Annotated in this window: 25 protein-coding genes and 1 pseudogene; 9 read left to right on the top strand and 17 right to left on the bottom strand. The window is 46.6% G+C overall.

Annotation, left to right across the window (positions count from 1 at the left end; genetic code table 11):
* Position 1 precedes the first annotated feature (1 nt).
* The 7 genes from JGK16_RS14920 to JGK16_RS14900 all read right to left on the bottom strand — a co-directional run bounded on the left by JGK16_RS14920 (position 2) and on the right by JGK16_RS14900 (position 7,773).
* Positions 2-1,411 carry an extracellular solute-binding protein gene (locus JGK16_RS14920; protein WP_293191037.1) on the bottom strand — a complete coding sequence of 470 codons (1,410 nt, stop codon included), beginning with the start codon at positions 1,409-1,411 and terminating at the stop codon, positions 2-4.
* 582 nt (positions 1,412-1,993) lie between these two features.
* Entirely contained in the window at positions 1,994-2,704 is a 711-nt protein-coding gene (locus JGK16_RS32755) for a transposase (protein WP_363319694.1), read from the bottom strand.
* A gap of 81 nt (positions 2,705-2,785) precedes the next feature.
* Positions 2,786-3,052: a hypothetical protein gene (locus tag JGK16_RS32750; protein ID WP_363319161.1), complete on the bottom strand. Its 267-nt coding sequence runs from the start codon at positions 3,050-3,052 to the stop codon at positions 2,786-2,788.
* A complete protein-coding gene (locus JGK16_RS32745; protein WP_363319154.1) occupies positions 2,991-3,125 on the bottom strand; it encodes a helix-turn-helix domain-containing protein in 135 nt (44 codons plus the stop codon). Before JGK16_RS32745 ends, JGK16_RS32750 begins: the two co-directional genes overlap by 62 nt.
* Positions 3,126-3,377: 252 nt before the next feature.
* A complete protein-coding gene (locus JGK16_RS14910; RefSeq protein ID WP_293191039.1) occupies positions 3,378-5,276 on the bottom strand; it encodes a ribonuclease J in 1,899 nt (632 codons plus the stop codon).
* Between the two features lie 317 nt (positions 5,277-5,593).
* Positions 5,594-6,487: a 4-hydroxy-tetrahydrodipicolinate synthase gene (dapA, locus tag JGK16_RS14905; RefSeq protein WP_293181024.1), complete on the bottom strand. Its 894-nt coding sequence runs from the start codon at positions 6,485-6,487 to the stop codon at positions 5,594-5,596.
* A 239-nt stretch (positions 6,488-6,726) separates the two neighbouring features.
* On the bottom strand, positions 6,727-7,773 hold the full coding sequence (locus JGK16_RS14900) for an aspartate-semialdehyde dehydrogenase (protein ID WP_293191041.1): 1,047 nt from the start codon (positions 7,771-7,773) through the stop codon (positions 6,727-6,729).
* Between the two features lie 1,113 nt (positions 7,774-8,886).
* On the opposite strand from JGK16_RS14900, the gene tig reads away from it, so the two are divergent.
* The 4 genes from tig (at position 8,887) to JGK16_RS14880 (ending at position 14,042) form a co-directional block, all read left to right on the top strand.
* Entirely contained in the window at positions 8,887-10,308 is a 1,422-nt protein-coding gene (gene tig, locus JGK16_RS14895) for a trigger factor (protein WP_293191043.1), read from the top strand.
* Between the two features lie 527 nt (positions 10,309-10,835).
* A complete protein-coding gene (gene clpP / locus JGK16_RS14890; protein WP_293181015.1) occupies positions 10,836-11,525 on the top strand; it encodes an ATP-dependent Clp endopeptidase proteolytic subunit ClpP in 690 nt (229 codons plus the stop codon).
* A gap of 9 nt (positions 11,526-11,534) precedes the next feature.
* Positions 11,535-12,878, top strand: a complete 1,344-nt coding sequence (gene clpX, locus JGK16_RS14885; protein WP_293155744.1) for an ATP-dependent protease ATP-binding subunit ClpX — start codon at positions 11,535-11,537, stop codon at positions 12,876-12,878.
* 78 nt (positions 12,879-12,956) lie between these two features.
* Positions 12,957-14,042: a GNAT family N-acetyltransferase gene (locus JGK16_RS14880; protein ID WP_293203221.1), complete on the top strand. Its 1,086-nt coding sequence runs from the start codon at positions 12,957-12,959 to the stop codon at positions 14,040-14,042.
* Between the two features lie 324 nt (positions 14,043-14,366).
* Here the strand turns inward: JGK16_RS14880 and JGK16_RS14875 are convergent, their stop codons facing one another.
* Complete coding sequence (locus tag JGK16_RS14875; RefSeq protein WP_293181009.1) at positions 14,367-16,424, bottom strand: DNA polymerase III subunit gamma/tau; 2,058 nt, start codon at positions 16,422-16,424, stop codon at positions 14,367-14,369.
* On the opposite strand from JGK16_RS14875, the gene JGK16_RS14870 reads away from it, so the two are divergent.
* Together JGK16_RS14870 and JGK16_RS14865 are read left to right on the top strand one after the other, a co-directional pair.
* A complete protein-coding gene (locus tag JGK16_RS14870) occupies positions 16,404-16,547 on the top strand; it encodes a hypothetical protein (protein ID WP_293181006.1) in 144 nt (47 codons plus the stop codon). The two genes, JGK16_RS14875 and JGK16_RS14870, sit on opposite strands and share 21 nt — an antisense overlap.
* A 405-nt stretch (positions 16,548-16,952) precedes the next feature.
* Positions 16,953-17,864, top strand: coding sequence for a hypothetical protein (locus JGK16_RS14865; protein WP_293181003.1), 912 nt, complete (start codon positions 16,953-16,955; stop codon positions 17,862-17,864).
* Positions 17,865-18,050: 186 nt separating this feature from the next.
* Here the strand turns inward: JGK16_RS14865 and JGK16_RS14860 are convergent.
* Positions 18,051-18,155: pseudogene (locus tag JGK16_RS14860) on the bottom strand (ABC transporter ATP-binding protein); the annotation flags it as partial.
* Positions 18,156-18,365: 210 nt separating this feature from the next.
* Positions 18,366-19,103, bottom strand: coding sequence for a phycocyanobilin:ferredoxin oxidoreductase (locus JGK16_RS14855; RefSeq protein ID WP_293155731.1), 738 nt, complete (start codon positions 19,101-19,103; stop codon positions 18,366-18,368).
* Between the two features lie 302 nt (positions 19,104-19,405).
* On the opposite strand from JGK16_RS14855, the gene tatA reads away from it, so the two are divergent.
* Positions 19,406-19,603, top strand: coding sequence for a twin-arginine translocase TatA/TatE family subunit (tatA, locus tag JGK16_RS14850; protein WP_293181000.1), 198 nt, complete (start codon positions 19,406-19,408; stop codon positions 19,601-19,603).
* Positions 19,604-19,642: 39 nt separating this feature from the next.
* Here the strand turns inward: tatA and JGK16_RS14845 are convergent, their stop codons facing one another.
* A complete protein-coding gene (locus tag JGK16_RS14845; protein WP_293203218.1) occupies positions 19,643-19,972 on the bottom strand; it encodes a hypothetical protein in 330 nt (109 codons plus the stop codon).
* Positions 19,973-20,695: 723 nt separating this feature from the next.
* On the opposite strand from JGK16_RS14845, the gene JGK16_RS14840 reads away from it, so the two are divergent.
* Positions 20,696-21,007: a DUF6679 family protein gene (locus JGK16_RS14840; protein ID WP_265236321.1), complete on the top strand. Its 312-nt coding sequence runs from the start codon at positions 20,696-20,698 to the stop codon at positions 21,005-21,007.
* A 133-nt stretch (positions 21,008-21,140) separates the two neighbouring features.
* On the opposite strand, the gene JGK16_RS14835 is transcribed toward JGK16_RS14840, so the two are convergent.
* The 6 genes from JGK16_RS14835 to JGK16_RS14810 all read right to left on the bottom strand — a co-directional run bounded on the left by JGK16_RS14835 (position 21,141) and on the right by JGK16_RS14810 (position 24,123).
* Entirely contained in the window at positions 21,141-21,296 is a 156-nt protein-coding gene (locus JGK16_RS14835) for a hypothetical protein (RefSeq protein ID WP_293180989.1), read from the bottom strand.
* Positions 21,286-22,920: an MBL fold metallo-hydrolase gene (locus tag JGK16_RS14830; protein WP_293191049.1), complete on the bottom strand. Its 1,635-nt coding sequence runs from the start codon at positions 22,918-22,920 to the stop codon at positions 21,286-21,288. Before JGK16_RS14830 ends, JGK16_RS14835 begins: the two co-directional genes overlap by 11 nt.
* Before the next feature lie 208 nt (positions 22,921-23,128).
* Entirely contained in the window at positions 23,129-23,269 is a 141-nt protein-coding gene (locus JGK16_RS14825; protein ID WP_293203215.1) for a hypothetical protein, read from the bottom strand.
* Positions 23,270-23,521: 252 nt separating this feature from the next.
* Positions 23,522-23,677, bottom strand: a complete 156-nt coding sequence (locus tag JGK16_RS14820; protein WP_293180983.1) for a hypothetical protein — start codon at positions 23,675-23,677, stop codon at positions 23,522-23,524.
* Between the two features lie 10 nt (positions 23,678-23,687).
* Positions 23,688-23,900, bottom strand: coding sequence for a helix-turn-helix transcriptional regulator (locus JGK16_RS14815; RefSeq protein WP_293180980.1), 213 nt, complete (start codon positions 23,898-23,900; stop codon positions 23,688-23,690).
* Between the two features lie 13 nt (positions 23,901-23,913).
* Positions 23,914-24,123 carry a helix-turn-helix transcriptional regulator gene (locus tag JGK16_RS14810; RefSeq protein ID WP_293180977.1) on the bottom strand — a complete coding sequence of 70 codons (210 nt, stop codon included), beginning with the start codon at positions 24,121-24,123 and terminating at the stop codon, positions 23,914-23,916.
* 41 nt (positions 24,124-24,164) lie between these two features.
* On the opposite strand from JGK16_RS14810, the gene JGK16_RS14805 reads away from it, so the two are divergent.
* Positions 24,165-24,473, top strand: a complete 309-nt coding sequence (locus JGK16_RS14805; RefSeq protein ID WP_325315026.1) for a hypothetical protein — start codon at positions 24,165-24,167, stop codon at positions 24,471-24,473.
* Positions 24,474-24,635: the final 162 nt, after the last annotated feature.

Genomic DNA, 24,635 nt, shown 5'->3' with positions numbered 1-24,635 from the left:
TTTATTGAATTTTCGATAAAATTTGTTGGTAGGAATTTTTAGCAGTAATCTCACCCGCTAGAAGATTTCTGATTTGTTGATGAAGCACCTTCGATAAATTGCGATTTTTGGCTCCAAATAGATAACCCGTGTAGTTAGAATAATGCACATTGGCACCATACCGGGCAGTGATATCACTTTGAAACTCTCCGAAACTATCTATCCCAGATTCAGCAACAGCGAGATTTCCCCTAATTCCCGTCGGATTTCTGGTATAGCGAACCCATTTTTCTGCAACTTTTGGTGTACACCAATTCATCAGCAATTTAATAGCGCTATCGCGATTTTTAGAGTTTTTTAAGACTCCCCAAGTTGGGATATAACCTCCTAAATAATGGTTAGTTTTTTGAAAAGAAGGCAGTTCTACAGGGACAATCTTAGACATTTTTTGAGCATCCATTCCGTGCCAGTGGCTGTACATCCAAGTGCCATTGACATAAAAGAGAGCGCGATCGTCCAACATGAGATGTCGGGTATTTGCCCAATTATTTTCTCGATGCGATGGAATCAATGGATTAAACTTACCTAGCGTTTCTAATGCTTGTAATGTTTTGAAGAGGGCAGCATTCTTTTCAGATGAACCGACTTCCGATTTGGCTTCCTTAAAATCTAAAATTTCTGATTTGACTAAATTTTGAAACAGAATCTCTAGTGTCATCCAATCTTTGCTCTCATAAAATGTGGCGATGTTATTTTTAGTTTGGCGATTGTAGAGATTTACAGCTTCAGCATAACCGAGGAGGTCATCAAAAGTCATTCCTTCATATTTGATTTTAATGCCTATTTGAGCGGCAACATTTTTATTATAAAACAGCGCATGATAATATCCCTCTATATAAGGGCCGACTAAAAATCCCCCGGTTTGATTGCGATAGCTCGGATCTTGAATAATAAAAGGTTTTTGTGTTTCTGTAAATCCTGCAACTTCTTCAAAGTTGACGAGATGTTGTTCTCCCCATTTAGGATTGCCTAACTCTTCTGAAACTAGGGTGTAAATATCTTCATCCAACCAAACAATATCCCAATCTAACTTTCCCGATCGAATTGCAGATGCGATCGCTTTGGCTGTCCCCGGTTTATGCGCCAAATTCAGTTGTTGCCAAAATTTAAGTTTGAGAGCGATATTCTGATGTAAAAATGAGAACTCTTGTGCCACTTCTCGTACCAAAACCTCGCGTTTATCTTCCCTTAACCAGTGCCCCATCCAGTTAAGCTGATTTTGAGCAGCAAAGGAATTTGAATCATTTTCACCAGTCAACTCAATACCGCGCTCTTTAGGAGGGGAATCAGAATGAAATGGGAATGGATTGCAGCTTGTGAAGCCGAGTCCAAGTGCAAAAAAAGGTAGTGTATTAAATGTTCTACGTTTCATAAAGTTTATTGGTGTCACACCTTATTTATAGTCTACCCTAGGGCGTCGGTACAGTAGAATATTTTGACAAAAAGAACGAAATATGTGTTATGTAGGGGCGATCGCATGAGGGCGACAGTAGATCGCGACGCGATCGCCAACCATTTTTTTTTCCTCATGCGATCGCCCTGCCAAGGTCTACATCAACATACATACTATGCCACTTGTGTCAATTTCTTTTACTGAACCGATGCCCTAGTTGCTCGGTAAAATTAACTTTCGATGCTTTATAAAACATTCACACTGAAACGGTATAACTGAGGAAAGCGGTTGCTATAAATGCTTAAGTTTCAGCATTTAATTAAGTAAAATTAAATAATGGGAGTGGTGGTAAAAATAAAACTTTTACCACCACTCCCATTGTTTAATAAATACCATGAAAAATCGATCCAATTTAATAGCTAATCCTTCTTTTTAGGGTCGATAGGATTTAGATCGTTCCCGGTGGCATCCGAATAATATATTTGGATGATTGAAATACTCACCGACCTGAAGGAACGGTGATTCTTGACGCTTCATCGGGGAAAAGCTACCGAAGTAGTCTTACAGTCCCGAGCGCGTCCGTTTAAAGTCGTGGCGATTCCCCATCCCGACTTGTTCTATATTCTTAGCAGCATTCTCATCTCTATCTTGCTCGGTGCCACAACTTAAACAAAGAACCGAACGAATAGATAAATCAATCTTGCCCCATTTAAACCCACAGTCTGCACACACTTGACTGGTAGGTTCCCATCTACTAATTACTTTGAACTCCCTACCAAACTTCTCCGACTGACGCTCGCAAAGTGTTCGGAATTCTCTCCATCCTTGCCGACTAATTGCCCTGGAAAGCTTCCGGTTTTTGACCATGCCCGACACGTTCAAATCCTCCAAAACAATCACTTGGTTTTCGTTAACTATTTTGGTTGACAATTTGTGCAGGAAATCTTTACGGGTATCGGCAATTTGATTGTGCAACTTGGCAATTCTGATGCGAGTTACATTTCTTCTCCTAGAATCTTTTGGTTGGCGGGCTAATTTGCGTTGCAGTTTGCGAACTTTCTGGTCTAACTTTTTATAGCTAGGACTTTCGGCTTTCTCGCCATTACTCATCACCGCAAAGGTTTTAATCCCTAAATCAATCCCGATACTTGGATTCTTAGCCTCAGACTGAATTGGCTGAACTTCTACGACAAAACTCAGGAAATAGCGGTTTGTACAATCCTTGATTACCGTGACAGAGCTAGGCTCAGATGGTAACTTTTGCGACCAAATCGGCTTGACAATCCCAATCTTGGCTAAATAGACACCACCGTCCTCCGACCTGGAGAAACCGCGAAGAGTAAATCTAGCAGATTAATTGTTAGTCCTCTTTTTGAACTTGGGATACCCAACTTTACGTCCTTTTCTCTTGCCTTTGCAGGAATCGAAAAAGTTCTTAAAAGCTGTCTCCAAATCGGCTACGGATTGCTGCAAAGGAACTACCGATACTTCCCTTAGCCAGGCTCTTTCTTCGGATTGCTTGGCTTGAGTAATTACTATTTTCTGGAGTTCTGCTGATTTAAATCTTCTTTCTGATTGCTTGCAAAGTGCAAGAGCATCGTTCCAGGCTAGCTCGAACACAGCCAAACAATTGAGCCAAGCTCTGTCGTTGTTGGTCGGTTGGATAGATTCTGTACTGATACCTTGCTTTCATTATTTTTTGCTGTTTGATTTACTCGACCATACCATATATTATTGATCTAATCGATAAAATTAAAGAGAATTAAAGCCGTCCTATAAGGACGGGGCTTCAGACCCATTCTTTTGGTGAGAGTGCGAGCGGATCGAAAAGCGACATAGATCGATCGCTAAGACGATCGCACTCTTATAATTCCAATGCTACCGGATTTGATATTATCTGCCGTTGAAAAACAAATCCCTGGCGCAAAGCCAGGGATTACTAATACTAGGAGACAACGGAAGCTACTTTTGCAGCAGTCCGAGGACGACGACGACCTGTTACTGCATTAGCCGGGACTGGTACTGGGGATGGCAATGATGGTGATGATGATGATGATGATGGTGATGATGATGATGCTAGCTTAGGTGCTTCAATCGAAAGCTGAGCTCTTTGCACAAATTCCGATCGCACTGCTTCTTCAGGAATTTGCATCAGGAATACCAGCATCGGATTGCTTTGCAGTTGCCGGCGCAGCACTCGCCCAATTGCTTTTTCGATTTGGGTTTGAACTCCTACCCAGTCAACATTAACTGGCGATTCAGCAGTAGCAGGTAGGACAAATTCCGACCAGCGATCGCTCAAAACTGTTTCAATGGTTTGATTGATTAGTCCGATCGTTTCCGCGCGATCGGCGGATGTCACTACACCTTTTAAGTGGACTTCTGGCTTAGCGACTAACTTGCCTTCCCAGTTCACAGCTGCCGCTACCGTTACAGCGCCATCTCCGGCTAACTGCTGACGTTCCTTGAGGACGTTTGCTTTGACTACGCCCGATCGCGAAGAGTCTACCAATTCAATTCCTGAAGGCACTTTAGTACCGAGTCGCATCGAATTTTCGGTCAACTCAACCACATCGCCGTTGTCAATAATCACCATATTGCTCGCGGGAATGCCCATGCTTTGAGCAGTCTTGGAGTGCTGAACCAGCATCCGGTGTTCTCCGTGGACGGGTAAGAAGAACTTGGGACGAGTCATGTTAATCATTAACTTTTGGTCTTCTTGACAGCCGTGGCCGGAAACGTGAATTCCTTTGTCGCGGCCGTAAACCACGTTTGCTCCCAGCATCATCAGTTTATCGATCGTATTTACCACTGCGATCGTATTTCCAGGAATCGGATTAGCCGAGAAAATGACTGTATCGCCCTTTCTGATTTTCACTTCATGATGTTCGCCGTTAGCAATGCGAGTCATCGCCGCCATCGGTTCGCCTTGGGAACCTGTAGTTAAAATCAAAACCTTGTCATCTGGCAAATTGCGGATTTCTTTCAACGGTTTGAAAATACTATCTTCGCATTTGATGTAGCCGAGATTGCGGCAGTGAGCGATGACGTTCAGCATCGAGCGGCCAACCACTCCGACATACCGATTGTTTTTCTTAGCCAATTCCAAAACAATTTGCAATCGGTGTACCGAAGAAGCAAAAGTCGTCAGCATCACTCGTCCCGTTGCTTGAGCGATAATTCTGTCTAAATTCGGAGCTACAGAACGTTCTGAAGCGGTAAAACCAGGAACTTCCGAGTTAGTAGAATCGCTGATCAAGCACAGCACGCCTCTTTCGCCGTACTCCGCCAGCTTTTGCAAATCAAAATGCTCGCCGTCTACAGGAGTGTGGTCAATTTTAAAGTCTCCAGTGTGAATAATAATTCCGACGGGAGTGTGAATTGCCACAGTGAAACTGTCGGCCATCGAGTGAGTGTTGCGAATGTATTCAACTAAGAAATGCTTACCAATTCTGACCGTATCCCGGGGGCGAACAGTCCGCAATTCAGTGCGGTGAGACACTCCGGCTTCTTCCAATTTTCCGGCGAGCAAAGCCATCGCCAAGCGCGGGCCGTAGATGACTGGAATTTCAAATTGTTTGAGGTGATAGGGGATGCCACCGATGTGATCTTCGTGACCGTGAGTCACGATCATACCTTTAATTTTGTGGTTGTTTTCCCGCAGGTAAGTCATGTCTGGGAGGACAATATTTACACCGTGCATTCCATCTGTGGGGAAAGCTAAACCTGCATCTAAAAGAATTATTTCGTCGCCGTACTCGAACACACAAGTGTTTTTACCGATTTCGTGCAGCCCGCCGAGGGGAATAACTTTTAGAGCTGATGCAGTTGTATTTTTGATCATGCGTATCCTTTGTTAGTTATTTTTGTTATGAGTCTGTTGTCTGTTGTCTTTTGTCTGTCGTCTTTTTTCGGCTGTTGGTTAGTAGGGCGATTTTTTTCCACATATTTATGATGGAAAACTCCCCTGCGGGTTTTGCGAACCCGTACAGTCAGTTGTCTTCAGTCTTGAGTCTTTAATTCCCAGTCTTTAATCCTTGACAGTCAGTTACTTACTAACAGTTAATGACTAATGACTGATGACGTTCGCGAGTTCCGAGGCTCGCACTACTGACCGATCGCAACTAATATTCAGTTGTCTGAAAACTCGTTCTCGCCTATCTAGCTAGCAGATACTGCGGCTAGCTGACTCAGTACGTCCTTTAACTTTTGAGTTACCTCAACGGGCGGAGCGCACAGGGGCGGACGGGTGGAACCCACATCCCAGCCTTGAAGTTTAAGAGCTGCCTTAACGGGAATGGGATTTGTGGTGAGAAAAAGAGCTTTAAACAGGTCAAAAAGTTGCAAGTGAATCTGGGTAGCGACTTGAACTTGACCGGCCTCGAAAGCTTTAATCATCTGTTGCAGTTGCTCTCCTACCAGATGGCTGGCTACGCTAACTACACCAGATCCTCCTACCGCCAACATTGGCAAAGTTAGGGAATCATCTCCAGAATAGATCGCAAATTCCGGTGATGTCAAGCACCGAATTTGACTTGCTTGATCTAGGTTGCCACTTGCTTCTTTGACTGCCACAATGTTGGGGATTTCTGCCAATCGAGCTACTGTCTCGGGCAACATATTCTGGCCAGTGCGACCGGGGATGTTATATAACATTATAGGCAATTCTGGAGCAGATTGCGCGATCGCCCGAAAATGATTGTACAAACCTTCTTGCGGCGGCTTGTTGTAATAAGGAACTACCTGCAAACAGCCGTCTAACCCGAGTTTAGCTGCTTTTTGCGTAGCTTCGATGGCTTCTGAGGTCGAATTCGACCCGGCTCCTGCGATTACCAAAGCTTTACCGGCTACTGCCTTTTGTACCACCTGAAATAATTGGTACTCTTCATCCCAGCTCATAGTGGGAGATTCGCCCGTAGTTCCGCACATTACCAAGCTATCCGTACCGCGATCGGCTAAATGAATTGCCAATTGTTCTGCTACCGCATAGTTAACACTGCCGTCTTCCTTAAACGGCGTAATCATTGCAGTCAGAACCCGTCCAAACTTTACCACACTTTCTCCGATTTTAGACTGTTGATTTTTGATTTTAAATTTTTGATTTCAGATGCAAGATTTATCTAAAATCTTCATTTCAATTGCCCTATTGTCAGATTCAGTCGATTTTAGATGTTAAATTTTAGATGTTAAATTGACTCCACAGATGAATCTGGGTTCTTCAACTAGGCTCTAAAATTTTGAGATCTCCACTCCTGACGTAGGGGACTTGCATCTATTTTTTGGGCCCACTCGCCCTAAGTAGAAATAGCCGCTGCTTGTTGGATTTGCAGCAAACCTTTGTCTGCTAGCAACTCAGCTATTTGCACCGCATTTAAAGCAGCCCCTTTGCGAATTTGATCGCCGCTCAGCCACATCTCCAACCCGCAGGGGTGAGAAATATCTTGGCGAATCCTGCCGACTAGCACTTCATCCTTACCGCTGGCCTCGACGGGCATCGGGAAATAATTAGCTTGCCAGTCTTCTACCAGCTTAACGCCGATCGCCTCCTTTAAGATTTCCCTAGCGTCGATCGGGCTAAAAGGCTCTGCAAACTCCAGATTAATCGCCTCCGAATGGGCGCGGAGTACGGGAACCCGGACGCAAGTCGCACTAATTCTAATCTCGTCAGTACCAAAAATCTTCCGAGTTTCGTTGACCATTTTCATCTCTTCCTCACAATACCCTAAATCGTTAATTGGTGTATTGTGCGGAAACAAGTTAAAAGCCAAGGGGTAGGGAAAAATATCGGTTTTGGGAATTTCCCCTGCCAAAATTGCTCTGGCTTGATCTTTCATTTCCTCCATTGCCCTGGCGCCCGCGCCGCTGGCAGACTGGTAAGTCGCTACAACTATGCGCTTGACTGGTTTAACTTTGTGCAGCGGCCAAACGGCAACTGCCATCAAAATCGTGGTGCAGTTGGGATTAGCAATGATACCTCGGTGAGTTGCCGCAGCTTGGGGATTGACTTCGGGAACAACTAGAGGTACCGTCGCATCCATACGGAAAGCGCTGGAATTGTCGATTACCACGGCCCCGGCTGCCACTGCTTTCGGAGCCCACAGTTTAGAGATAGAACCGCCGGCGGAGGCGAGCACTAGATCTACATTATCGAACGATCGCTCCGATACAGCTTCGACCGGCAACATCTCGCCGCCAAAGGGCAAAGTTGTGCCTGCTGAACGTTCCGAAGCCAGCAGCTTCAAGTCTGAAATGGGAAAACTCCGGCTGTGCAGGAGTTCTAGTAACTCGGCACCGACTGCGCCGGTGGCTCCTAAAATGGCAACTCGATAGGATTGAGACAAATTAGTTTCCTCCACAAATTAGAGTCTAAACGATCGAAATCTAAAATTTAAATAACTGCAATACTGAATAAGCTTTTGTGCATCTGGAGAGGGGGAGAGGGGGAGAGGGGGAGAGGGGGAGAGAGAGGATTTTTGATCGGTTTAGGAAATATACAATTTCAATGCACAGTAGCCGATCGAACTAAATTAATTTTATGCGACATCAGGGCGCGAGCAGATGGCAAGGGTGCAAGTAACCGAGGTGGTCGATCGTACTCAATCTTAGTTTAGCATCTTTTGCCATCTGCTCGCGCCCAATCCACATCAAGTTGGTTTTGGGATACCTGCATTTGAGCAAACGCATCCATTCAATCCGATCGCCCGCTCATGCCGGTCGGATTGACATCCGAGGGCGATATATGCTATGGTGCATCGGCTATTAGCTCGACAGACGGAAATCCCCACAGTATAGTAATACTCCACTTACTGTGGGATGAAAGGCGAGCGAGATGACGATTCCACCCGCCTGCCAACAAGCGCAGGTCTTGGGAGTGGGCGGGTGAATCAGGAGACGAGCAAATAGAACCAAAACTTTCCCCAGTAAGGGTTTGAATGCTACGATTGTAGTTATTGGGCAGCCGAAAATGCTACCAATATACTGAACCTTGACAACTGAAGATAGGGGGTTTCGTAGGGAAGTGACACATTTAATTGTGGCGGCCTCCTGCGAGTAAAATTTTCAAGGCACGAAGGTGCTTGGAATTTCATTTTTGAAACCAAGAGTGGGGCGGGACGTGTTCCTCACTATAAAATGCCGTAGAGGGAAACAATTGGAGTACCTTGAAGGAAGATCTGGATATCCTTAACAGGACTCAGATGCCTACACCATAACGCTTGCAATTGGTGTAGGAGCGTCACTGGACTTAACCTCCACATTCCTAGCAGCAAAACCTAGTATCCTCAAACCAAAACTATTTGGCAAGAGCGAAAAAAGTAGCCGGAAACGACTTACAGTCTCATCCGGTAGAGGTGTTGGTAGTTATGTCGCTACAAGTCAAAGCGTACAAACTTAAAATGCAAGCAAAGTCAGATTTGTATGTATTTTATCAAAATTGTTAAATATCACAAAAGCCGATGAAAGTAACCCAGGAAAAACTTCCAGCCAGTCAAATTGGTTTGGAAATCGAAGTGCCATCAGAAAAATCAAAACAAGCTTACGAGCAGGTAATTAAACAATTCGCTCGCGAGGTCAATATTCCTGGGTTCCGCAAAGGCAAAGTTCCCCGCCAAGTTTTGCTACAGCGCCTGGGCCAGACTCGCTTGAAAGCTACAGCTTTGGAAAATTTGATTAATGATTCACTGCAAAAAGCTCTCGAACAAGAAAAAATTCCGGCAATTGGCAGTTTTGAACTCCGCACTGAGTTTGAAGAATTGCTAGGAAAGTTCGATCCAGAACAGCCTCTGACTTTTTCGGCTAAGGTTGATGTAGAACCCGAAGTAAAAATGGGTCAGTACACCGGCTTGCAGCTTCAAGCAGAAGAAGTTAAGTATGATGAGGCTCAGGTAGATGAGGTACTGGCAAAATATCGATCGGACAAAGCGACTTTAATCCCCGTAGAAGGCCGGCCAGCTCAATTGGGAGACATGGCTTTGGTTGATTTCGCAGGTAAATTTGCCGAAGCAGCCGAAGGTGAAACTCCCGCAGAAATTCCCGGCGGCGATGCCGAAGACTTTCAAGTAGAATTGTCGGAGAATCAGTTTGTACCGGGCTTTATTCAAGGCATGATCGGGATGAACCCCGGAGAAACTAGAGAAGTTTCCGTCCAGTTCCCTGATGAATATAGCAGTGAAGAATTGGCGGGAAAACCAGCAGTATTTACGATTACTCTGAAAGAACTGAAGGAAAAGGAATTGCCGGAGTTGGACGACGACTTTGCCCAAGAAGTTAGCGAGTTTGAAACTTTAGCACAACTGCGCGAATCCCTCGAAACTCGGTTTAAAACAGAGCAAGAAAACAAGTTATCAGTTAATAAGGAAAAAGCCATATCAGCAGCACTGGTTCAGCTCATAGATGTGGAAATTCCCGCAACAATGGTCGATCGCGAAATCGATTATTTGCTCAACCAACAAGCCATGCAGTTGAAAAATTATGGCATAGATATCAACCAACTGTTTACCGAAGAAAATATCGGGCCGATGCGGGAACGCTCTCGTCCGGAAGCAGTAGAAAGGCTCAAACAAACTCTAGCTCTGGCAGAAGTAGCCAAGCTGGAATCCTTATCTGTTGAACCAGCAGAAGTAGTAGCAGAAGTAGCAAAAGTCAGAAAGCAGTTTCCCAAAGGGAATTTTGACCCTGAAAAGTTGCGGGAATTTGTAGCAGAAGACTTGCTAAAACAAAAAACCCTGAAATGGTTGGAAGAAAAAGGGACAATTGAACTCCTACCTGAAGGCTCTTTGACTCCAGCAGCAGAGGAAGAAGCAGAAGAATCAGACGCCGAAGAGTCTGCTGAAGCAGTCACGAGCGCGATCGACGTGGAAGTGGTAGGCCAAGAGTAAAACCTTCTAGTTTTGCTTCTAGAAACTACCAGCGTAGGGTGCACAACGCGTAGATTTGTGCTAAAAAGCACGTCAAACGCAGTTATAGATTGTTGTTGGATGGTGTGGTCCAGATCCGGAGGTACTCAAATTCCCCCTTCTTAAGGGGGATTTAGCCTAGGGGGCAAACGAATATTTATCAACTCTTAAGCTTAAATTGATACGAATGCCTCGCACCTGATGCTTGCTATAACATGGCGCGCGGGGGCTAGAAACCCGGTTTCTTAGGGTCACGCAGTCAAACCAAGTTTTTGCAACAGAAACCGGGTTTCGGTTGGCGCATACTAAAAACAGCCACGATTGGTGAGTAACTCTTTTAACTCATTCACTCTACCAGCGTTACGCCGATCGCAGCCATCAATCTCGATCGCTCAAAACTCTCCATTCCCCCCATCTGGCTTCAGAAGAGGCATAATAGTTAAAAGCTGGCGGCTTAATTTCAAGCTTTCATCAGCAGCAAATTGTCTAGAATCCTTGACTGGTGTCTTATGGTGGTATCTCAATCTTCCAATTACCTAATTACAAGCTATAACGATTTTGATGTCAGCTCCAGCCCCAGCAATGTAGTGCCGATGGTACTAGAACAGTCGGGGATGGGCGAGCGGGCATTTGACATTTACTCGCGCTTGCTGCGGGAGCGCATTGTGTTTTTAGGAACTCCCGTAACCGACGAAGTGGCTGACTCGATCGTAGCTCAGCTATTGTATCTAGATGCCGAAGACCCAGAAAAAGATGTCCAAATGTACATCAATTCCCCCGGCGGCTCGGTAACGGCGGGTATGGCAATTTATGATACCATGCAGCAAATTCGCCCGGATGTGGTGACGATTTGTTACGGTTTGGCTGCAAGTATGGGCGCATTTCTGCTGACAGCGGGAGCCCACGGAAAGCGGATGTCTCTTCCGAGTTCCCGGATTATGATCCACCAGCCGCTCGGAGGCGCTCAAGGTCAAGCAGTAGATATTGAGATTCAAGCCAAAGAAATCCTTTATCATAAGCGTAAGCTGAATCAATTGTTAGCGCACCACACGGGTCAACCGATCGACAAATTAGAGGCAGATACAGAACGCGACTTTTTTATGTCAGCCGATGAAGCCAAAGATTACGGATTGGTCGATCGAGTTATCGCAAAAGAAAACCTTCCGGCTGCGGGAGAAAACGTCACTGCACTGAATTAAGAGGCTGTTATGTCTAAGTACGACTCCCATCTAAAATGTTCGTTTTGCGGCAAGTCTCAAGAGCAAGTGCGAAAGTTAATCGCAGGCCCCGGGGTTTATATCTGCGATGAATGCGTTGATTTGTGCAATGAAATTTTAGATGAGGAGTTGTTTGATTCGAGTGCTGTGCCCGCAGCAGCAGCGGTTCCGAAGCAGGAAACAACGCAAAAACGCCGCGCTACCTCGGGCAAAAGTATCTCGATGAGCCAAATTCCCAAGCCGAGGGAAATTAAAAATTATCTCGACGAAAATGCGATCGGTCAAGAGGAGGCGAAAAAAGTCCTCTCGGTGGCAGTTTACAACCACTACAAGCGCCTCAGCTTTATCCATGCCAAAAATAGCGGCAAGCACCCGCCGGAAGAAGTAGAACTACAAAAATCGAATATTTTGTTAATCGGGCCGACGGGCTGCGGCAAAACTCTCCTGGCTCAGACTTTGGCGGATATGCTGGACGTGCCGTTTGCGGTGGCTGACGCGACGACGCTGACGGAAGCCGGCTATGTCGGAGAAGATGTGGAAAATATTTTGCTGCGGCTGCTGCAAGTGGCAGATATGGACGTGGAAGAGGCGCAGCGCGGAATTATTTATATTGATGAAATTGACAAAATTGCCCGCAAGAGCGAAAATCCTTCGATTACTCGGGATGTCTCTGGGGAAGGAGTGCAGCAGGCTTTGCTGAAAATGCTGGAGGGGACGATCGCCAATGTACCACCCCAAGGCGGCCGCAAGCACCCGTATCAAGATTGCATCCAAATTGATACCAGCAATATTATGTTTATTTGCGGTGGCGCTTTTGTCGGTTTGGAAAAAGTGATCGAGCAGAGAACGGGTAAAAAGTCAATGGGTTTTATTCAGCCGGGAGAAGCTCAGCCGAAGGAAAAGCGGGCCGCTGATGTGCTCAAGCAACTGGAACCGGACGATTTGGTAAAATATGGGATGATTCCAGAGTTTATCGGGCGGGTGCCGGTGGCGGCGGTGTTAGAGCCGCTGGATGAGGAAACGCTGATGGCGATTTTGACGGAGCCCCGCAATGCTTTGGTGAAGCAGTATCAAAAGCTGCTAAAAATGGATAATGTACAGTTGGAGTTTAAGACGGATGCGATTCGGGCGATCGCGCAAGAGGCATACCGCCGCAAAACAGGAGCGCGGGCACTGCGGGGAATTGTCGAAGAGTTGATGTTAGATGTGATGTACGAGTTGCCGTCGCGCAAGGATGTGACGCGGTGTACGATAACTAAGGAAATGGTTGAGAAGCGATCGACTGCCGAATTGTTGGTGCTTCCGTCTTCGTTGCCAAAACCAGAATCGGCTTAAAAGCATCGGTTTTCAGGATAGCAATTGTATCGTACAAAATTGTAAAATTCCTTCTCATCAAATTTTCGGACGGGCAAGATGCCCATTCCACAAGAAAAAAAAGTTTTTGTGGGATGGGCATCCTGCCCGTCTTATTTTCGGACGGGCAAGATGCCCATTCCACAAGAAAAAAAAGTTTTTGTGGGATGGGCATCCTGCCCGTCTTATTTTCGGACGGGCAAGATGCCCGTTCCACAAGAAGAAAAAAAGTTTTTGTGGGATGTTGTGGGATGGGCATCCTGCCCGTCTTATTTTTGGACGGGCAAGATGCCCGTTCCACAAGAAGAAAAAAAGTTTTTGTGGGATGGGCATCCTGCCCGTCCTAACTATTTTTGCAATAAATCTATGGAATCTCGCATTCAAGCATACCTGCGTTTTGCCGCCAGCCAGCAGCGCGACACCGAGCATATCGGCCCCTTCCTCGCTACATTCAGCCCCCACACCACCAACCCTTATCTGAATTATGCGATTCCCGAAGATGGCGCCACACCCTCCCTCGCCGATGTTAACGCACTAATTGCTGCGTACTCTGACCGCGATCGACAGCCACGTTTGGAGTATGTCACGAAACTCGCGCCCGCTGTCGAAGAAGCCCTGATATCCGCTGGTTTCACCGTTGAGGGACGCTTACCGCTGATGATTTGCACTCCGGGATCGGAGAAATTGCTGCCGATTCCGCCGGAAATCGAGCTAATTCTGCCAGTTTCCGATGACGAACTTTTGGGTACTGTGGCGGCGCAAAACGAGGCTTATGGAGAGGCTGCACCCAGCCCTGAAGATGTTGACAGTCTTCGGAAAACTCTGGCGGCGGGTGGGATTGCGGTACTCGCCCGCGTCGCAGCAACGGGCGAACCTGCGGGCGCTGGAATCTGCACGCCACCGCAAAACCAGACGACGGAAATCGCGGGAATTGGTGTGCCGGCTGCTTTTCGGCGGCGGGGTATTGCAGGGGCTTTGACGGCGCGGTTGTTGCGAGAGGCTTTTGACGCGGGTGTTACGGTGGCTTTTTTGATGACGCTACACGAGCAGGAATTTCGAGTTTACACTAGGGCGGGATTTTCGGCGATCGGCTCCGAGGGCTGCGCCAACGACGAAATTCTCCACATTTCCCTCCCGCCCCAGTAAAACACCTGTCAAATAGGTTTGTAGTGAGGACTTTAGTCCGCATCTAAATTAGGGCTTGCTGAATAAAAGTAGAAAGTTTTCCAGATAACGGCTTCAATCTTTTGAAACTCTCACAAGTGCAAGTTATAGGATTATAGATTCTCAAAACCCTTGCACTGTCCTTGTTCGTTGATGGCTAAATTTGGGAAATTTAGCCAGAAACCTACTATTTGTTAATCTGTGTAGCCTCGTTTTTCCAGTACGTACACTTTTTCAGCAAGCCCTAAATTGGCCGACTAAAGTCCTCACTACAAACATCTTGATTGAACTCCCAAAATCAATCGATTACCAATCGATTAAATCATCCTCATCAACATCAGAAGATAACTCAGGAAAATCCGGTTCAGATTCCAATCTAAAAGTTTCCGACTCCCAAATCTCTAAATCATCCGACAAATCGACTACTTGCCCGTCAAACATATCAGCCCATTGCTTGCTCGTATTCGCGACAGCTTGAGCATCAGCCCGTACCGCTACAGCCTGAGCATTTAACTCATTCTGAGAGTCTGTAGAAGTGTTGATCTGCCGCAACGGTTCAGAAACATTTGGCACATTAGCAGCAGTATTTTCGTTCGCCCAAGAGTGTTTTTGCTCTTCTCCTCCGTCCCCCAAAAAATTACCTGCCATCTCAGAATTACCCGGGTGCTCCACCTGTTGATTCTCATCGATCGCAGCAGGAGAATTCCGAGGAGTTTCGGCAACACGTTCGTTATAATTTGGCAAATCTTGGGTGCGGGAACTATTAGTTGCAGCGGGATTTGTTAAAACTACTTTTACTGCTACTCGACTGTTAAACACTTGCAAAAAAGCTTCTTCAATATTAGGTACTTTGTCTTTAACCATATTCAGCAACGGCTGCGAACTAATCTTAACATAAGCCGTATCATTGCTAAACATTACTAGCTGTCCGTGTTGCCGGAGTAGCGATTGAGTCCCGTGGGGCCGCACGCGATCGAGTACCTGTTGCCACACTTTATCTAAATCAATTTCGCTACCTAAATTAGTTGGTGAATAATTGGTTTGACTCGTTTCAGCAGTTGGTATCGCTTCGGGAATCGGGGCAGGAGGTGTGCTTTGTGTGCGATCGACAATAGGTTGCGAAGTCGGTGGCGGATTTTGAGGTTTGGCTGCGGGAGGCTGTTCGATATTAGCTGTGGAACTCCCCCCCAAAGCTTGGGGGGGTTCGGGGGGGTGAATTTGGGATTGAGCAATATTTCTACCTGGTTGGGCTGCTGGTTGTGGCTGAGTTCTAATGGCTGAAGGCAACAATCCCAACAGCGTTACTTCCAGCCACAATCGCGGCTGAGTGGTGTTTTTAATTTGTACTTCGTGGGTTTGCAAGTGTTTCTGACTTGCCAGAATTAACTCGGCGTCCCAATTGCGGGCAAAATCGCAGAGTTTTTCCCAAGTTGCGGCGGTTAAAGCTACTAAATTTGACCGTTGTGGTGCTGCTTTGGCTATTAGCAAATCTCGGTAAAAGCTGGCGAGGCTTTGCAGCACGATTAGTGGTTCCCGTCCGCGATCCATGAGGTGCCGGGTCATGTCTATTAATGCTGTAGCGTTATCGTTTGCGATCGCCTGTAGTAGTTCCATCAAGTCATTTTCTGGGACGGCGCCGACTAAATCCCAAACTTTTTCGATGGTTATTTGACCGGGAAATAAGCTGAGTTGGTCGAGCAAACTTTCTGCATCTCGCAGTCCTCCTTGGGCGAGTTGAGCAACCATTTGTACGGCATCGCTGGCAATATTGATATTTTCTAATTGGGCAATCTTGTGTAAATGAGAGGTCATTGAGTCGAGGGGAATCCGGCGGAAGTCGAATTTTTGGCACCGAGAAATGATGGTTGGTAATACTCTTTGGGGGTCGGTGGTGGCGAGGACGAATACGACGCGATCTGGCGGTTCTTCTAAGGTTTTTAATAGGGCATTAAATGCCTGGGTACTGAGCATATGAACTTCGTCGATTACATATACTTTATAGCGGCACTGTACGGGGGCAAATTGGGCTCGTTCGATCAAGTCCCGAATGTTGTCTACTCCGGTGTTACTGGCGGCGTCGATTTCGATGACATCTAGTGTGGAACCTCGGGCAATTTCTTGACAAACGTTGCATTTGCCGCAGGGTGTCGGGGTAGGGGCGCCGGTAGAAATACAGTTGAGGGATTTGGCAAAAATTCTGGCACTAGAGGTTTTACCGGTGCCTCTGGGGCCGGTGAATAGATATGCTGGTGCTATGCGCTGTTGCAGGATGGCGCTGGTGAGAGTTTGGGCGATCGCCTCTTGACCGACTAATTCGGCAAATGTCTGAGGGCGATACTTGTGATGCAGGGGTTCGTAGGTCACGATCGAATATTTGTGGTATTAGCTGTAATCTTAGCTAAGGACACGTTGTTCGATCGCGCGATAGCTCTATTCTCACAGCCAGCCTCCCGGTGGGCTGGCAGGGCGGGAGCGATCGAACAGTAGTAATTAGCACCCGATAGGAGAGTCCGCTTCTCGATCGGTTGTTCTCCAGAAGTGTTTTTGGCGATCGCTGGAGAGAGTTAGTATTGATTTATGTGTACTTATTTTTCTTTTTCTAGAAACGGAGGCTGCGGAACAATTTTTTTTTGACCTATATTGGTATAATCTATCACAGACAATTCACCATTTCTTTTTGCCGGTGCCAGCGCGGGATTTTCCGATATTTCGGAAACCTGCTTGCAGTTAAAGATAAAGTATTAATTAGAGGGTGCCTGTTCGAGTTGTAGAAATCCAGTTATAGCAAGATGGTGGTGGAATGATGTCAATGTTGGTCGATCGAGTTACACTGCCAGCTCTACTCTGGAATCCTGTATAAATATAGCGTCAAAATTTACCCTTTAAAAGCCCATGTCAACCCAAATCATCCTTGTAGAACCAAGGTTGGCAGTAGCCTCTCCCAAACCTAAACAGGCTAAACCAGGATCTCCGTCCCCCGACCAAATCTTGATGGGAGCGTCGGGATTACTGTTATTATTGCTGCTCGGTTTAGCGGTATTTACCAAGCTAAGACTAGATGATTTGAGTAAGAAGCTCAAATTTGAAGAGTTTAGAAATAGAGAACTCCAGAAAAAATACAAAATGGCTCTGGAAACCATATCAAAGATGGAAAAAAACCCCGACCTCATTCACTCGCGAGACTTTAATTTAGACTACCTGAGAATGCGGATGGCGGAAGAAGTCTTTCACTTTGCCATTGTCAACCAGATTAAAGTAAAAGTCAAAGACAAAATTAGTATTGCCCTGCGCCCGACTCAGAGTGCAGTAGGAGATAAAAACGGGACTGCTGGCAGCGGCAGGCAAGTAGATTCGATGTTTGATATCGAATACGAAACTGGCGATCCAGCCGTAAAAATAGAAAGGCGAGTGCTGTTTCGGATTCAAATTAAGCTGATGAAACTGCCGACTCAGGCAACATCGGCGACAATTAATCAAATTATTGATTGTTTGGAAACTTATCTGAGTCCTTCAGATGACCATGATAGTTGGCAGCCGACTATTCAAGGTCGCATCGTTCACATTGAATGGGATCAAAAAGCGAAGCCGACGCCGATGTTGGTGTTGGAACAGTCGAATGAAGGGGTGAATGTTACCTTTAGGACTACGAGAACGCCTGCCGGCAGACCGGCTAATGAAAATGAGAGCCAGTTGGCAGGAGCCAAGGGTCAAAAAAATGCTAAAAGTAGTTCTAAAAGTGCAGCTAAAGGTGGAACAAAAAGCCCTGCGAAGGTAGGAGCAAAACGTCCCGGATCTCGGAAATAAGTTGAGCAAAATCACAATAATTGTGCTGAAAGAAGGTCAGTTGCAGCGGGTGTTTGTGTGTCTTGTGCGAGGTGACCGTCTTCTATAGCATTTCTCAGGTACATGAGGTATAGCTTGAGATTTTAGATTGGGCGATTGAGGGGATTGTTAATGAATTGTTGAATATCTCACTTACAATCTTTCGCGCTATATTGGAATAATGCGATCGGCTATGTCTAAAATACGGTTGTCGTGGGTGACGAGTAAAATAGTGCAGGGCTGTTCTTTTGCCAAACCTCCCTAAATATCGATCGCCAAACTCGAATTAAGGTTAACAAAGTTGTTTTACCAGACGCAGAATGCTAATTCATTAACACAACTTCGCCGTAATAAATTGCGGCGTTGCTGAATTAATGAATGACTGAGTGAGGAAGCGGAACATCCTGAAATTTTAGAGCATCTCCGTCTTTGAGAGAGCGGGGAGTTGCCAACCAGGTAGGAACAATTGTAAACAGATTTTAGCTATTTAGGGTAATCAAACAGCACCTCGGTCATGTAATGTTCTGCCCAATCTTGACCGAAAGCTTTTTCGAGTACGCGCCTGGTTTTGTCGTTTTGCTGCTGCTGGGTGCAGTAGTAAATTTGAGCGTCGAGAATTTTTGCTTCTTCGGCTACAGAAACTGGTTCCGAAGCGACTGCGAGTTTGCAGTGAATTTCGACGTAGGATTCAACTATGTCTAGAAATCGGCTTTCTTCTTCCTGTGAATCGGGGCGCACAAACAGGCAAAACTCTGAGAAAATATCGCCCCATTCGGGAATTTGGCGGGGACAAGAAAACTGGTTGACGGGCAAAGTTTGCAGTCGAGTGCGGTAGGTTTCCGACAAAGTTCGATCGGGATTGAGGGGAGAAAGATCTGCGATCGCGGCGCTAATTTGACCTTTGCCTGCTACGATGTCTGTGCCGAACATCGGCAAAGCATAATTCGGTCTGGGAAACATCACGCAGTGGAGGATATCCAGCAGCGGCCCGACTTTAGCCAGTTCCAAGTGTATTTTGCGGAATTGGGGAGTTTGATAGCAGCGATTTTCTATGATCAGTTTTTCTCCTTCCAGCCGCCCTTCCACGTATCCCAACTCAGCGGGGAGGTGGTAGGGTTCGAGGTCGAGGTATCGACGCCATACTGATTCTATCCGATCGGCTAATTCGCGGATAAGGTAGTGCTGTTGGTCGCGCAGGGAAGGCTTGGATGTTTCTAACATTCTTATTTATCGGGCGATCGCTTAATAAAACTTCATTCTACGGTTGCAGGATGCAGTAAACAAGGTAGATACTTTTAAGGATATCAGCAGTTCGACGTGCGATCGAGTAAGTTTTACAAAAAAATCTGCCCTCTTATTGAAAGCCCTGTGACATTAGTCTAGGTATTCACAGTGGCACAGGGCAATAAATTGCCATAAAAACCCGAGTAATGAGTAAGATTTCCGGAAACTCTCCGCTAAAATAAATGCACTAGCGGTAATTCGCAGGGAAAAAGCAAAGTAGGTAAGCGCGGAGATTTTGTATGTTTGGTCTGGGATTGCCCGAATTGGGCATTGTTGCGGTAGTCGCTATTCTAATTTTTGGCCCCAAGAAAATTCCTGAGTTGGGAAATGCTTTGGGCAAAACGCTGCGGAGTTTTAAGGAAGGGGTCGGTCAAGCTGATGATGAATCTACCCAGAAGGACAAGGACAAAGAGGAAGAGCAAACCCTAGGAAAGTAATTTGCTGAACTTCCTGCAAATAGAAGCAGCAACGCTCTGTCATCGTATATGTAGAGAATGTTTCATTGGGCAGTGTCCATATTTCCAAATAATAAGGCGCTGGCAATGAGCTCGATAGCCTTCAAAAATACCCAGATTTGGACTGTATTTATAGCTAATTTTTGTTGTAGTTTTTTGCAGATAGTTCGTCAGTTTTTGGCAATTTTTCCCTATTTTTGGGCGAGCCTTCGATAATATTTGGGGGTATTTTTTGAGGCTTGTATTTCTGATTGTCGGTTGCCTAACTGTTTGTTTGAAGAGATATACTGAAATTTCCCTAGCTTGATTTTCGGCTTTTTTAGGGAAACTGGCAGTTGTATTTTTTACCATTACTCAAAGCTGGCAAACGTCGATATTCCTAAGGATCGCGAATTAAATAATTTACACTCTTGAAAGTGGGATGGGCCAGAAGAACCCGTCTTTTCTGGACGGGCGGGACGCCCATCCCACAAGAACAATAAAAAATGTAAGTTATTTAATTCTCATTCCTAAGTCTATACCTGTAGGTTTTCTAACGCCACGGCACAAGGGAGGGAGTTTTAGTTCTAGTCTGATGGCGTATACGAGTGCGTGGGTTCGATGTCAAGGTATGATTACATTTGAGATTTTACCGTTGTTAGCACAGGAATGGTGGCGATCGCCCTTGCGATCGTCCCCGATGAGAGCCTCCGCAATGTCCGTGCGATCGCCAAATGTGAATTAAACCGCTATCTAGTAATGTCTCTGGGAAACATAAGGAGCAATTGAGAGCGACTCGCAGCACAGTCCGCTTGGAGGGTGGCTGGCCCGAATCAAGTCCTGATTCTGGCATCTATTCTGGTAAATGCCTCTTGCGAGGGATGCCGCCGGCCCGAAAATCTGCACTTAGATAAATAGCGTACAAGATAGATTTAGTGGTAAAATGAAATATGGTAACCCCCATAGGTGCCAAAGTTTCGGAAAACGTCAAACTGGCCAGTCCATAGGGCTGTGCCTTCCGATGTAAAACTCAAAGTACGTTACTGTAAACAGGCCATATTTTAAGCAAGTTACACTGCGCAGGAGAACTGACAAATGCTACAGCGCAAAATCTATCAACTCTGTTGTGATGGTCGTGAGGTTTCTATTTTTCTTCGAGATCAGCAACGTTGGATAGAGCGCGCTCGTATCCTAGATATTGAAGGGGATCTAGTCACGCTGCGCTACGAAACCGACGAAGAAGACGAAATTAGCTCCTGGGAAGAAATGGTGCGTCTAGAAAGTATTGGAGCTGTGTCCCAGAAGTTGGCTTCGGTGTCGAGAACTAACTGCGAACCCCTAGTTACTGACGATTGTCCCGAAGCCGAGCAAATTCGCAATCACTACCCGGACTCGAATTTAGAATAGTTTTGATCCTTAGCTTGAGTCACAAAAAATAGTTGGGGGAAAAGAAAACGACTTTTCTCCCTTTTTTGTCGAGGAATGGGGCAAAACTCGGGTTTTGCCGAAAAATCTGCTGGATTGTCACCAAATAAGCTATTTAGGATGGAAATTTGAGTTCGATCGCCAGTTTTCGCCTCTGAGCCACCAGAGCAGTCACAGACGCAGAACCGACGAACAACAAATACTGCGATCGCCTCATCAGAAAGCGCGCTAAGCTGTCGATCGCAATGACAACAATAGGTTTATTCCGCATCTAATTCCTCATCTATGAAAAATTCAGACTCCGGTATCGCTTCAAACACCGGACAGAAACCGTCGGGAGTGACTTTAAAGCCAAACAAAGCACTGGACTGGTTCCAACAGCGCTGGCCGCGGTAGTGCTGGCAATTGCCACAGCATTCGAGGTTTGCCTGAACGGCGTTGCCTTGAAATAGCAGTTCCCGCTGGGAGATGCCGCGCAGTACCAGTTCTTCGCCTTGCCAGCGCGCTTCTACTAAACCTGTATCGGCAAAATTTGCCCACCGAGGATCGGCTGTAATCGGACTCGGCAAGCTAATTGCTACCTCTGTCCCCAATTCGCTGAGTTCTCCCTCATAGTTAGTTTCGGGGATAGCGGGCTGCAAAAACATTTCCCCGATCGGCAATTCGACAACAGTCCCTACCGCCGGAGTGTGCAACTGGTAGCGGTTTCGCAGCTCGTCCAAGTTAGCCAAGTCAGCCAAATATGCAGGGGAACCGTGCACTAAAATTACGTGCTGCGGACGCAAATTGTGGATGAGCTGGGTAGTTCCCGGCCCGTCGCAGTGTTCGGCTAGCAGATAAGTTTCAATGAGCCGAACTCCTGATTCCTGCCAGTTGGCAAACCATTCCCTGACGGGATATCCGGGTTTTTGAGGTGCGAGTAAAATCCAAGGATTTGTGCGATCGGCAACGTACAAACCCAAATCGGAAATTTGGTCAGTAATTACAATACACGGGGTTTTCCCCAATTCGGAGCGCTGTTCGGCAGACAACCGGCGCACGCGAGGTTTCACCCTTTCGTCCCAAAACAAAGGTTGGTGGAGAGCAAAGTTTTGAACGGCGGTGGGAAAATGGGGCAGCAGTTCCAGATAAGCGTCGCACCCGTCGGCGACAGTGCCGTCTACCCAAATATCCAAGTCGCGCCCGGTGAAGTAGTGGTGGCTGCGGAGCAGCATCAGCAGTTCTTGACCCAAACCGAGGGCGGGTGCGGGTAGCAGTACCGAGCATCCGTCGGCGATCGCGCGGTGGATGCGATCGGCTAACTGATTTTCCAGTTGTCGGCGGTGAGGGTGGCGCGCTGTGCCGTAACTACCTTCCAAAATTAACACGTCGGGCTTCATGCCCCGGAGTTGTCCCAGCGGCAAACCTTCCACCAAACGACAATTCGATAGAAAAAAGTCGCCGGTGTAAACCAGGGTGTAGGTGCGATGGGGGGCTTCATAGGTCAAGAGTACAGTCGCCGCTCCGGGCAAATGGCCCGACGGGAACAACTGCACGCTCAGTCCTCGGCGCAGTTCGATCGGCGACTGCCAGGGTAGAGCCTCACAGAAATGCGACTCTGGCTGCTGAGACTGGGCCGGCCAGTTAAGCGGTAGCAGTCGCGCTGTGACTTCGCTGGCGTAAATTGGCAACAGGGGGAAAGCCTGGTGGAGTGCGAGCAAACCTCTGGCATGATCGGAGTGGGCGTGGGTGCACACTACGAAATCGACTGGGGGCGATCGATCTAGTGTCGCTGACAGGGGTGCGACATCCTCTATACCGCAGTCGAGTAAAATGCGGTACGGCCCCATTCGCACTAGCAGACAGACCCCTTCCTGGGCGTGGCCTGCGCCGTAAGGTAAACAATCGAGATCCATCACTGCCGTTAGCTCCCTGTACAAGCGCGCAACTTGCTGTATCGCAACATCTAACTAAATGTTGGCTGCGACTGCATTCATTCGAGTTGAGTTTTGGACGTAAAAACCAGGTTTGATGGAGGAAAAAACTGTGTTTCTGTCCTCGTTGCCGGTCAAAAAACCGTCGCTCAAAGTTCTGGTGCGTCAGCTTTGGACTTAAATTTTTCCTTTACATCTGCGGTTCCCGTCGTGCAAACAAAGTAATGGCACTTGAAATTTGATGCGATCGACGAGGAAAGCGATTTTCAGAAGGCACGGCGAGAAATTGGCCTGTGACCTTCAACAAGGTTAATGCTAGTGGTTCTTGCATCAAAAGTTACATTAGTTACATTGTTATTGCACCTTGTCAGAGCAGCGAATTCCATCTCATAAGCTGAGTTTTAAATTTTTTTTCATAATTTTGCCTGCTAGAAGCTCGTCTTTTTTATGAGAAGATTTTAATTCAGCAACCCAAAGATGTTGACAAAACATTACAAATCTTCATCTTTCGGGTGTTGGGGGCGGTGTAGAGTCGAATAATCCAAAGTTAGAGAACCGGACTCATGCTGACGAAGTGCTTTTGTCACGAAGATAGCGGCTTTATGAGTGCGATCGGTTTATTTGTAAAAGTTTGATACATTTTTCTAAGCAAACCTTGTGCCGATCGAGGAGACACATCTTGCAGTGTCGGGCGCTTTTCTTGAGCCAACTTTTGAATCTTCAGCCTGACTCGCCCCATTTCTGAGCCCTCAATCTTCCAAAATCTCAACTAAATCTTCCATTGTCACGTCGAAAGCGCGGGCGATTTTGTAGACAGCAGAAATATCGGCCGTGTTCAAAGCATCGCGCTGAACGTAGCTTCTAACAGTGTTGTAATTCACTCCCGATCGATCGGCAACTTGCTTTAGCGTCCAACCCTTTTGCTCAGCTAGTTCTCGAATCCGCAGCCTCACGTATCCCATTAGCGCGCCCTTACTATTCCAAAATCTCGACTAAATCTTCCATCGTCACGTCTAAGGCGCGAGCAATTTTGTAGACAGCAGACAAATCGACTGTGTTCAAAGCATCGCGCCTCCCGTAGCTTTTTACCGTGTTGTAATTGACTCCGGATCGATCGGCAACTTCTTTGAACGTCCAACCTCTTTGCTCAGCTAGTTCTCGAATCCGCAGTCTCACGTAGCCCATTTTTTTGCTTGACTTCGGTGCATATATACCGGATAATATCTATGTACACTGAAAACGATCGCCCACCTAGCGTCGAAAACTTGAGGGCGATCGCTTTTCTACCCAACCCCGCAAACGCGGGGCACGATTTTCCTATGATACCAACATCAAAGCCCAAATTAAACTCTCATCCCTGCTGTATTGTGCGGCAATTGCCAAATATGCAGCGATTGGTTGTGGCGCGCTTCCACCGCCGGGGCGATGCAGAGGGATACATCCAAGTTTTACGGCGGTTAGTACCCGCGACTAAACACGCGATCGTCTTTGATACGACTGGGGCCGAGAAATTGCCGGAAGTGCGATCGATCTGAGATGTTGCACCATTGTGAAGAACGGGCAAGATGCCCGTTCCACAAAAGATAAATTTTCTTGTGGAACAGGCATCTTGCCTGTTTCTAAACAAGTAATTAAGAATGGTGTAAGATATCAGATGGCTCCTTCTGCAAATTCAATTAGCAACTTATAAGCTACAA

This window comes from Microcoleus sp. PH2017_09_SFU_O_A (assembly GCF_020738625.1).
Classification (GTDB): Bacteria; Cyanobacteriota; Cyanobacteriia; order Cyanobacteriales; family Microcoleaceae; genus Microcoleus.
This window is presented reverse-complemented; position numbering and strand designations above follow the sequence as displayed.

Coding starts and splice junctions, on each gene's coding strand:
- JGK16_RS14920 (WP_293191037.1), bottom strand. CDS start 1,411: ATGAAACGTAGAACATTTAATACACTACCTTTTTTTGCACTTGGACTC.
- JGK16_RS14880 (WP_293203221.1), top strand. CDS start 12,957: ATGCCCATTCCACAAGAAAAAAAAGTTTTTGTGGGATGGGCATCCTGC.
- clpX (WP_293155744.1), top strand. CDS start 11,535: ATGTCTAAGTACGACTCCCATCTAAAATGTTCGTTTTGCGGCAAGTCT.
- JGK16_RS14815 (WP_293180980.1), bottom strand. CDS start 23,900: ATGGGATACGTGAGGCTGCGGATTCGAGAACTAGCTGAGCAAAAGGGT.
- JGK16_RS14865 (WP_293181003.1), top strand. CDS start 16,953: ATGTCAACCCAAATCATCCTTGTAGAACCAAGGTTGGCAGTAGCCTCT.
- tig (WP_293191043.1), top strand. CDS start 8,887: ATGAAAGTAACCCAGGAAAAACTTCCAGCCAGTCAAATTGGTTTGGAA.
- clpP (WP_293181015.1), top strand. CDS start 10,836: ATGGTGGTATCTCAATCTTCCAATTACCTAATTACAAGCTATAACGAT.
- JGK16_RS14810 (WP_293180977.1), bottom strand. CDS start 24,123: ATGGGCTACGTGAGACTGCGGATTCGAGAACTAGCTGAGCAAAGAGGT.
- tatA (WP_293181000.1), top strand. CDS start 19,406: ATGTTTGGTCTGGGATTGCCCGAATTGGGCATTGTTGCGGTAGTCGCT.
- JGK16_RS14805 (WP_325315026.1), top strand. CDS start 24,165: ATGTACACTGAAAACGATCGCCCACCTAGCGTCGAAAACTTGAGGGCG.
- JGK16_RS32745 (WP_363319154.1), bottom strand. CDS start 3,125: ATGAAAGCAAGGTATCAGTACAGAATCTATCCAACCGACCAACAACGA.
- JGK16_RS14825 (WP_293203215.1), bottom strand. CDS start 23,269: ATGCAAGAACCACTAGCATTAACCTTGTTGAAGGTCACAGGCCAATTT.
- JGK16_RS14840 (WP_265236321.1), top strand. CDS start 20,696: ATGCTACAGCGCAAAATCTATCAACTCTGTTGTGATGGTCGTGAGGTT.
- JGK16_RS14830 (WP_293191049.1), bottom strand. CDS start 22,920: ATGGATCTCGATTGTTTACCTTACGGCGCAGGCCACGCCCAGGAAGGG.
- JGK16_RS14820 (WP_293180983.1), bottom strand. CDS start 23,677: ATGGGGCGAGTCAGGCTGAAGATTCAAAAGTTGGCTCAAGAAAAGCGC.
- JGK16_RS14835 (WP_293180989.1), bottom strand. CDS start 21,296: ATGCGGAATAAACCTATTGTTGTCATTGCGATCGACAGCTTAGCGCGC.
- JGK16_RS14910 (WP_293191039.1), bottom strand. CDS start 5,276: ATGATCAAAAATACAACTGCATCAGCTCTAAAAGTTATTCCCCTCGGC.
- JGK16_RS14870 (WP_293181006.1), top strand. CDS start 16,404: ATGCAGGGGTTCGTAGGTCACGATCGAATATTTGTGGTATTAGCTGTA.
- JGK16_RS14845 (WP_293203218.1), bottom strand. CDS start 19,972: ATGGTAAAAAATACAACTGCCAGTTTCCCTAAAAAAGCCGAAAATCAA.
- JGK16_RS14855 (WP_293155731.1), bottom strand. CDS start 19,103: ATGTTAGAAACATCCAAGCCTTCCCTGCGCGACCAACAGCACTACCTT.